General features: G+C 69.1%; 1 protein-coding gene. It reads left to right on the forward strand.

Annotated elements, in window-relative coordinates; genetic code table 11:
- Positions 1–8 precede the first annotated feature (8 nt).
- Positions 9–9,521 carry an SDR family NAD(P)-dependent oxidoreductase gene (locus ABZ293_RS39470; RefSeq protein WP_355189391.1) on the forward strand — a complete coding sequence of 3,171 codons (9,513 nt, stop codon included), beginning with the start codon at positions 9–11 and terminating at the stop codon, positions 9,519–9,521.
- Positions 9,522–9,527: the final 6 nt, after the last annotated feature.

Genomic DNA, 9,527 nt, shown 5'->3' on the forward strand with positions numbered 1-9,527 from the left:
AGCCTGCGTTGTTCGCGTTCGAGGTGGCGCTGTTCCGGTTGATCGAGTCGTTCGGTGTCGGTCCGGATGTGTTGATCGGGCATTCGATCGGTGAGTTGGTGGCGGCATATGTGGCGGGGGTGTGGTCACTCGAGGACGCGTGCGCGTTGGTCGTCGCGCGCGGGCGGCTGATGGGTGCGTTGCCCGAAGGCGGCGCGATGCTGGCCGTGGCGACCACGGAAGAGCGGGTGGCCGAGACCATCGCGCCGTTCGGCGAGAAGGTATCGATCGCGGCGGTGAACGGGCCGTCCTCGATCGTGGTCTCCGGCACCGAGGCGGCCATCACGGAATTGGCGGCGACATTCGCCGCGGCGCAGATCAAGATGTCACGGTTGCAGGTCAGCCACGCCTTCCATTCCGCATTGATGGACCCGATGCTGCCGGACCTCGAAGCGGTCACCGTCGGACTCACCTACCGCACCGCGCTGCTACCGGTCGTGTCCAACGTCTTCGGCGTCGTCGCGGGCGAGGCGCATGCCGAACCGATCTACTGGGTCGGCCACGTGCGCGATACGGTCCGTTTCGCCGAGGGCGTGCATACCCTGGTGGACGCGGGTGTTCGCCGATTCCTCGAGGTGGGCCCCGACGCCGTGCTGACGGCGATGACGGGTCAGTGCCTGCCTGCCGACATCGAAGCCAAGTCGCTGGTGGCCGCGTCGGGCCGGCGCGGCACCGACGAGGTGACGCAGGTGCTGACCTTCCTCGCGCAGGCCGACAACGCGGGCATCGACGTTGACTGGTCGCCGCTGTTCGCCGACCGGTCCCCGGCGCGAGTGTCCTTGCCGACGTATGCGTTTCAGCACCAGCGTTACTGGCTCCAACCGAATCACGCGGTGGTGTCGGGCAATTCGGACCACCCGATTCTGACGGATGCGGTCCCGGTGGCGGGCAAGGACGAATGGCTCTTCACCGGAAAGCTGTCCGACGCGGCGCACCAGTGGGTCGCCGATCACCAGGTCTTCGGGACCGCGGTGGTCCCGGCGACGACGTATCTGGAATTGGCCTCCACCATCGGGGTCCGGCTCGGCGTCGGACTCGTCGAGGAGATCTCCCTGGATATTCCGCTGGCGCTCGGTGCGGACCCGGTCGATCTCCAGATCGCGGTCGGCGAACCCGAGCCGGACGGGCGCAGGCATTTCACGATCTTCTCCCGGACCGAGCGCACCGATGCGGTCGACGCGTGGGTGCCGCATGCCCGTGGCGTGCTCGCCGTCGCGGACGCCGCGGACACACCGCCGATATGGGATGAATTCGACTGGCCGCCAGCGGGTTCCGAGCAGCTCGACGAGCAGGAGCTGTACCGGCGGATCGCCGATCTCGGTCTCGAATACGGTCCGGCATTCCTCGGAGTGCGCGCGATGTGGCGGCGCGGCGACGAGGTATTCGCGGAGGTGTCGTTGGACGAGACCGCGGCCGGGCAGGTGGCCGGGTTCGGTATTCATCCAGCGTTGTTCGACGCGTGCCTACATCCCGCGCTCGACTTCGTAATGGACGACATTCCCGAGGGCAGGTTGCCGTTGCCGGTGTCGTTCGCTGGTGTGCGGATGGCGCGGACGGGTTCAGGACCGGTCCGCGTGCGCGCCGAGCGTTCGGGCGGCTATCGGATTCGTCTGGATGTGGTCGATATAACGGGCGAACCGGTGCTGAGCGCGGATTCCCTTGTGGTGCACCCGGTCGAACGCCGCACCGTGGCACGCGTGCGCGCCGGTGGCGCACTGCCCGTGCTCTATGGCGTGGAGTGGGCGTCCGTGCCGCCGGAGTCGTCGACGCCGGTGTCGTCGATGGTGGTACTCGGTGACCAGATCATGGCGGGGATCGACGATCACGTCGCGGGCATTGGTGAACTCGCCGCCGCCGATATTGTCGCCGACGCGGCTGTCTGGCTGGTCGACGCCGCCGAATTCGGCGGCGCGGATGCCGCGCAGGTGGGTCGCCGATCGGTGAACGCGGCCATCGAGCTGTTGCGCTCGTGGCTGTCGGACGCGCGGCTCGCCGAGACCAGGCTGATTGTGGTGACGCGCAACGCCATTGGCCTGCCGGACGAGTCATCCGATCCGGTGGCCGCGGCCGTGGCCGGATTGGTGCGCAGCGCCCAGGCCGAACATCCCGGCCGAATGGTGCTGCTCGACCGCGATGGCGAGATCGACGCCGAGGTGGTGTCGGCCGTGCTGGCGACGGGTGAACCCCAGGTGGCGGTGCGATCCGGTCGCTTGTCGGTGCCGCGGTTGCGGCGCGAGCCCGCATCGGATGCGGCAGCGATGTCGTTCGGCGCGGGGACGGTCCTGGTGACCGGTGGTACCAGCGGGTTGGGCGCGCTCGTTGCGCGGCACCTGGTCGCCGAGCACGGCGTGCGCCGGCTGCTGCTGGTCTCGCGGCGAGGTCGCGATGCCGAGGGTGTGGCGGAACTGGTCGCGGAGATCTCCGCGCTGGGTGCCGAGGTGGACGTGGCGGCCTGCGATATCGCCGATCGCGCCGCCCTCGAGGCGGTGCTGGCCGCGATCCCCGCGGAGTTCCCGCTCTCCGGCGTCGTCCATTCGGCGGGCGTCGTGGACGACGGAACCATCGAGACATTGACCGGCGAGCAGGTGGATCGCGTATTCGCTCCGAAGGTGGACGGGACGTGGCTGCTGCACGACCTGACGCGCGCCGCGGAGTTGTCCGCGTTCGTGGTGTTCTCCTCGGTCGCAGGAGTCGCGGGTTCGCCCGGGCAGGGCAACTACGCGGCGGCGAACGCCTTCGCGGACGCGATCGTCCGGCTCCGACGTCAGCGGGGCCTGCCTGGTGTGGCAGTGGCCTGGGGGCCGTGGCACGCGGGCAGCGGTATGACCGGCGAACTCGGTGCGGCCGGACTGGCGCGGTTGCGGCGGTTGGGTTTTCGCGCCATCGCCGATATCGAAGGCCTCGCGCTGTTTGACGCGGCGCTCGTCGCCGGCTCCGGCGTGGTAGTCGGCGCACAGTTCGATACGACCGGATTGGCGGAGCAGGCCGAGGCCGGTGCACTGCCGAAGATTCTGAGTCCCTTGGTCTCCGCGTCCGGGTCCGCCCGCAGACAGACCGGCACGCCGGTGGGCAGGCTGGCCTCGGCGTCGGCTGCCGAACGTGACGAGGTGGCCCTGGCGATAGTCCAGGAACAGGCGGCGGCCGTGCTCGGTCACGCCTCCGATGCCGCGATCGATGTGGCGCTTCCGTTCACCGAGCTCGGCTTCGACTCACTGGCCGGGGTGGAGTTCCGCAACCGGCTCGCCAAGGCCACGGGTTTGGCACTGCCATCCACCCTGGTCTTCGATTACCCCTCCGCGCATGCCGTTGCGACGTTCATCGTGTCCAAATTGGATGATGCGGCCAGTACCGAACGCCGACCGAAGCGCAGCGCCCGCCGAGCGCGGACGGACGAGCCGATCGCCATCGTCGGGATGAGCTGCCGCTACCCCGGTGGTGTCGCATCGCCGGATCAGCTGTGGGAACTGGTGGCTTCGGGCACGGACGCGATCACGCCCTTCCCATCCGACCGTGGCTGGGACCTCGAGCGCCTGTTCGACCCGGACCCGGACAAGCCGGGCACCACGTATGTCCGCGAAGGCGGATTCCTCACCGACGTAAGCGCTTTCGATGCCGGCTTCTTCGGCATCAGCCCGCGTGAGGCCACGGCCATGGACCCACAGCAGCGGCTCTCCCTGGAGGCCGCCTGGGAGGCGTTGGAAGACGCGGGGATCGACCCGGTGGCATTGCACGGCGGCGACACCGGAGTGTTCGTCGGCGCCACCCCGTCCGGCTATGTCGAGCGGGTGGTCGGCGAACACGAGGGTTTCCGAATGACCGGCAACTCGGACAGCGTGATTTCCGGCCGGATCGCCTACGTGTTCGGTCTGCAGGGACCGGCGATGACGGTCGATACGGCGTGCTCATCGTCACTGGTGGCGCTGCACCTGGCCTGTCAGGCCCTGCGCAATGGCGAAACGTCGATGGCGCTGGCCGTCGGCGTCACCATCTCGGGCAGTCCGGAACTCTACGTCGACTTCGCACGTCAGCGTGGTCTTTCCCCCGATGGGCGATGCAAGTCGTTCTCCGCCGACGCCGACGGGGTCGGCTGGTCCGAGGGTGTGGGTGTCCTGGTCGTCGAGCGTCTTTCCGACGCACGGCAAGCGGGCCACAACGTTCTTGCCGTGATCCGGGGTTCCGCGGTGAATCAGGACGGCGCCTCGAACGGTCTGACCGCGCCGAACGGTCCGTCACAGGAGCGGGTGATCGCGGCGGCCCTGGCGGCGGCCGGGTTGGCGCCCGCCGATATCGATGCCGTGGAAGCGCACGGGACCGGTACGCCGCTGGGCGATCCGATCGAGGCGCAGGCGTTGATCGCGGCGTACGGCCAGGATCGAGCCGAGCCGCTGCGGATCGGCTCGCTGAAATCGAATATCGGCCACGCGGTCGCCGCATCGGGTGTCGGTGGCGTGATCAAGATCGTGCAGGCGTTGCGGCACGAGATATTGCCGAAGACTTTGCATTTGGGTACGCCCTCGCCGCATGTGGACTGGTCCGCGGGCGCGGTGCGGCTGCTGGCCGAGGCCGAGCCGTGGCGCGCGGGGGAGCGGGTGCGGCGCGCGGGCGTCTCGTCCTTCGGTATCAGCGGCACCAATGCGCACGTGATCGTCGAGGAAGCGCCCGCGCTCACCCGGCACGAGGGCGTGTCGTCCGGCGAGCCGGTATCCCCGGCCGCCGAGGTGGCGGCATGGCTGGTTTCGGCGAGATCCGAGGCCGGTCTGCGGGCCCAGGCGGACCGGCTGCGGACGTGGCTGCTCGACCACCCGGATGCCGATGCGCTGAGCGTGGCGCAGTCGTTGATCAATACGCGTGCGCAGTTGGAATGGCGCGGCGTCGCCGTCGGCCGGGACCGCGAGCAATTGCTGGCCGGGTTGGCGGACCTCTCGTCCGGTTCGGCGTCGGCGTCAGTCGCGTCCGGAAGACCTGTCGGGGGTCGGACGGCATTCGTGTTCACCGGTCAGGGGGCACAACGGATCGGTATGGGGTCGGAGCTGTATCAGGCCTTCCCGGTATTCGCCTCCGCCTTGGACGAAGTGTGCGCCGAGTTCGACCCTCTCGTGCGCGGGTCGTTGCGGGAGGTGATGTTCGCTGATCCGGAAGGCGTGCTGGATCGGACGGAGTGGACGCAGCCCGCATTGTTCGCGTTCGAGGTGGCGTTGTTCCGGTTGGTGGAATCGTTCGGTGTGACACCGGATGTGCTGATCGGGCATTCGATCGGCGAGTTGGTCGCGGCGTATGTGGCCGGGGTGTGGTCGCTGCGGGATGCGTGCGCGTTGGTGGCGGCGCGTGGTCGATTGATGGGTGCGTTGCCCCAGGGCGGCGCGATGCTCGCGGTCGCGGTGTCCGAAGCGGAGGCGGCACGGGTACTCGCGGACTACGGCGGTCGGGTGTCGCTCGCGGCGATCAACGGCCCCGACGCGGTGGTGGTCTCCGGTGCCGCCGACGCCGTCGATGACGTCGAGCGGGTGTTCTCGAGCGCCGGTCGCACAACGACGCGATTGCGGGTGAGTCACGCGTTCCATTCGGCACTGATGGAACCCATGCTGGCCGAATTCCGTTCCGTCGCCGCGGAAGTGACCTACCGGCAGCCGTTGCTGACGATCGTATCGAATGTGACCGGCGCGATGGGCGAGGCATTCACCGACCCCAGCTATTGGGTCGAGCAGGTGCGCGCCGCGGTCCGGTTCGCCCCCGGGATCCGGTTGCTCGCCGACAGCGGGGTACGGCGCTTCCTCGAGATCGGCCCCGACGCTGTGCTGACGGCCATGACCCGTCAGTGTCTGGACGACGATGCCGATACTTCGGCCGCCTGGCTGGTGTGCGCGGCCAGTCGTCGCGGAGCCGATGAAGTGGTCCGGCTGGTGAGCTTCCTGGCTCAGGTGCACACCGCGGGCACGGATGTCGACTGGCGGTCGCTGCTCGGCGAGCGTGCGACGCGACGAATCACCTTGCCCACCTATGCGTTCCAACATCAACGCTATTGGCTGGCCGCTGCCGCCGACACCGGGGATGTCCGCGGCTCCGGTTTGGACAGCGTGGCGCATCCGCTGTTGAGTGCGGCGGTATGGCTGCCGGACTCCGAAGGGGTGGTGCTGACCGGACGGCTGTCGTTGTCCAGCCACCCCTGGCTGGCCGATCACGTGATCGGTGGCACGGTGCTGCTGCCGGGCACCGGATTCGTCGAACTGGCACTGCACGTCGGTGCCATGGTGGGCAGCCCGCGCTTGGCCGAACTCGTCGTCACGGCACCGCTGATGGTGCCGCCGAACGGTGCGGTCGAATTGCGGGTCATGGCGACCGGGCCGGATACCACCGGCGCGCGGGTTGTGTCGGTGTACTCGCGTCCACAGCGAAATGGCGCGCCGGAATCGGCCGAATGGGTTCGTCATGCGACCGGATCCCTGGTCGCTCAACCGGTTTCGGCTCCATCCGATTCGGTGCTGGCGATCTGGCCGCCAGCCGGAGCACAGCCGGTGGATATCGGCGACTTCTATCCAGATCTGGTCGAGCGCGGCTACGGGCACGGACCGTTGTTCCAAGGACTCACCGCGCTGTGGCGCGGCGACGATGAGGTTTTCGCCGAGGTGAACCTGCCGGAGCAGTCGTCGGCCGGCCGGTTCGGAGTGCATCCGGCGCTGCTGGACGCGGCGCTGCACGCGATTCGCTTCACCGGATTGACCGCGGAGGGCGCCGATGGCGAAATCGTCGTGCCCTATTCGTGGGAGAACGTGGATCTGCGTGCCGTCGGCGCCGGGTCGGTCCGGGTCCGGCTGCGCGCGGCCGATCCGGATTCGAGTGAGTCGGACAATCAGCGAATCGCGGTGACGCTCAGCGATTCCCATGGTGTGCCGGTGCTCGAGGTCGCGGCATTGACCATGCGCCCGATTCCGATCGCCGCGCTGGACGCGGCAGGCGCCGTCGCGGCGGGTCGCGGCGGGTATCAGCTGCGATGGGTCACGGTACCCGCGGCACAGGCCGGTACAGACGAGCAATGGGCATTTACCGACGACGGCGAAACCGTGGCCGTCGCGGGACGTTCGGTTGCCGTGATCCAGCTGCCGGAAGCGATCGCGGATGTCGACCTGCCCGAATCCGTGCACGGTCGGCTCGCCGAAGTAACGTCGCGCATCGGTGCCCTGCTGATGCGGTACGAGCGGGTTGTCGTGGTCACCCATGGCGCGGTCGCCGTGCATGCCGACGAGCCGGTGGATCTCGCCGCCGCAGCCGTATGGGGTCTGCTGCGCAGCGGTCAGCACGAGAACCCGGGGCGCATCGCGATCGTGGACGTGGACCGCTGGGTGGATTACCGCATCGGCGTCGCCGCGGTGCTGGCCGACACCGACGAATCGCAAGTGGCGCTGCGTGCGGGCATTTCGTATGTGCCGCGATTGAGTCGCGGCATCACCGACACTGCGTCCGCGATCGTCTCGACGCCTCGGTCCAACGGCACGGTGTTGATCACCGGCGGCGCCGGCGGATTGGCCGCCGTGGCCGCTCGGCACCTGATCGCCGAATACGGTGTGCGCAGGCTCGTGCTGGCGGGTAGGCGCGGTCCGGCCGCGCCGGGCGCCGCCGACCTGGTGGCCGAATTGACCGCGCTCGGCGCACGGGTGGACGTGGTCGCCTGCGATGTCGCCGACCGGGCGGCGCTGGACGAACTGTTGTCGACCATCGCGCCGGAACATCCGTTGACCGGCGTCGTCCACGCGGCGGGCGTGCTGGCCGACGGTCTGCTCGCCGATCTGACCCCGCAGCGGCTGGCAACGGTGCTGCGCCCCAAGGTCGACGCGGCCTGGCATCTGCACGAGGCCACCAAGGATCTGAATCTGTCGATGTTCGTGCTCTACTCCTCGTTCGCAGGAACGATCGGCAGCCCGGGCCAGGCCAACTATGCGGCGGCGAACGCGTTCCTCGACGCGCTGGCCCGGCGGCGGCACTGCGACGGCCTGCCCGCCACGTCCATCGCGTGGGGACCGTGGCGCGGCGCCGACGGTATGACCAGCACCCTCTCGGCCGCCGACTTCGCCAGAATGCGCCGAGAGGGCCTCGTTCCGGTCGACGACCGGTACGGCATGGCGCTGCTCGACGCGGGCATGGCCGCCGGTGTCCCGGCGATCGTCGGTGTGCGATTCGACCTGCCTGCCCTCGCTGCACAGGCGGCTTCGGGTGCGCTGCCCAGAACGCTCAGCTCGCTCGTCACCGCGGCACCACGCCGCGCCGAAAGCGGGGAGTCGCTGGCACAGCGGCTGGCCGCGACTCCGGAATCCGAGCGTGCCGAGGTGGTGCTCGCCGTCGTCCGGGAGCACGTCGCCGCCAGTCTCGGACACGGGTCGGGGGACATGATCGATCCGACGGCTCCGTTCACCGAGCTGGGCTTCGATTCGCTTGCGGGCGTAGAGTTCCGCAACCGGCTGACCAAGGCCACCGGGTTGCCGTTGCCGTCCACCCTCGTCTTCGATCACCCCACCGCGCGCGGACTGGCCGAGTATCTCGATTCCCGGATGACCGAAATCCTGGACACCGCCGTCGAGGCGTCCGCCACGATGGTTCGCCCTGCGGCCCCGGCGTCCCGGACGTCCGGCACGCGCGGCGGGCTCACCGATCTGGTACTGGCCGCGCACCGGCGCGGGCGGGTCGGTGCGGCGTTGCCGATGCTGCGCGAGAGCGCCATGCTCGTCGAAACCTTCGCGACCGCTGCCGAATTGCCCGTCCGGCCGACGCCGATACCGCTGAGCAGGGGCACATCCGGCCCGGCGATCATCTGTGTCCCGTCGTTCGTGGTCGGCACCGGCCCGCACCAATTCGGCGGACTGGCGCGCGAATTGGGCGCCGACCATACCGTCGCGGCGCTGCGTCTGCCGGGTACCCGTCCCGGGGAGCTGCTGCCCGCGTCCTGGGACGCGTTGCTGGACAGCCTGGCCGCGACCGTCGCGGACATCGGTGATGCCCGGCCGATCGTGCTCGTCGGCTATTCGGCGGGTGGTGCGATCGCGCACGCGCTGGCGCATCGGCTGGAACGCGACGGCCGCCCGGCCGCGGCGGTGATATTGCTCGACACCTATTCGCCCGCCGATCCAGAGCAGAGTCGCGAGGTGCTTATCAGCGCGATCGGCGCGGTGCTCGAGCTCGACAACGAGATCACCGAGATCAGCGATCACGGCCTGCTCGCGATGGCGAAGTACGCGCAGATATTCGACGAACGGCAACCGTTGCCGATCGCCGCGCCGACGTTCGATCTGCGGGCCGCGACCCCATTGCCAGGGTTGGATCTCGCCGAACCGGTGGCCGCGTGGCTGCATACCTGCGAGACGGTCGAGATCGACGCGGATCATTTCTCGATCATCGGCGCGGCCTCGGCCGCGGCGGCGGCCGAGATACGGCGCTGGCTCGCCGCGCGAACGAGTACCAAATCGCCATCCCTGGCATCGAATACGGCGAGATAGAGGAAT

It is taken from the genome of Nocardia sp. NPDC005998 (assembly GCF_040614395.1).
Lineage (GTDB): Bacteria > Actinomycetota > Actinomycetes > Mycobacteriales > Mycobacteriaceae > Nocardia.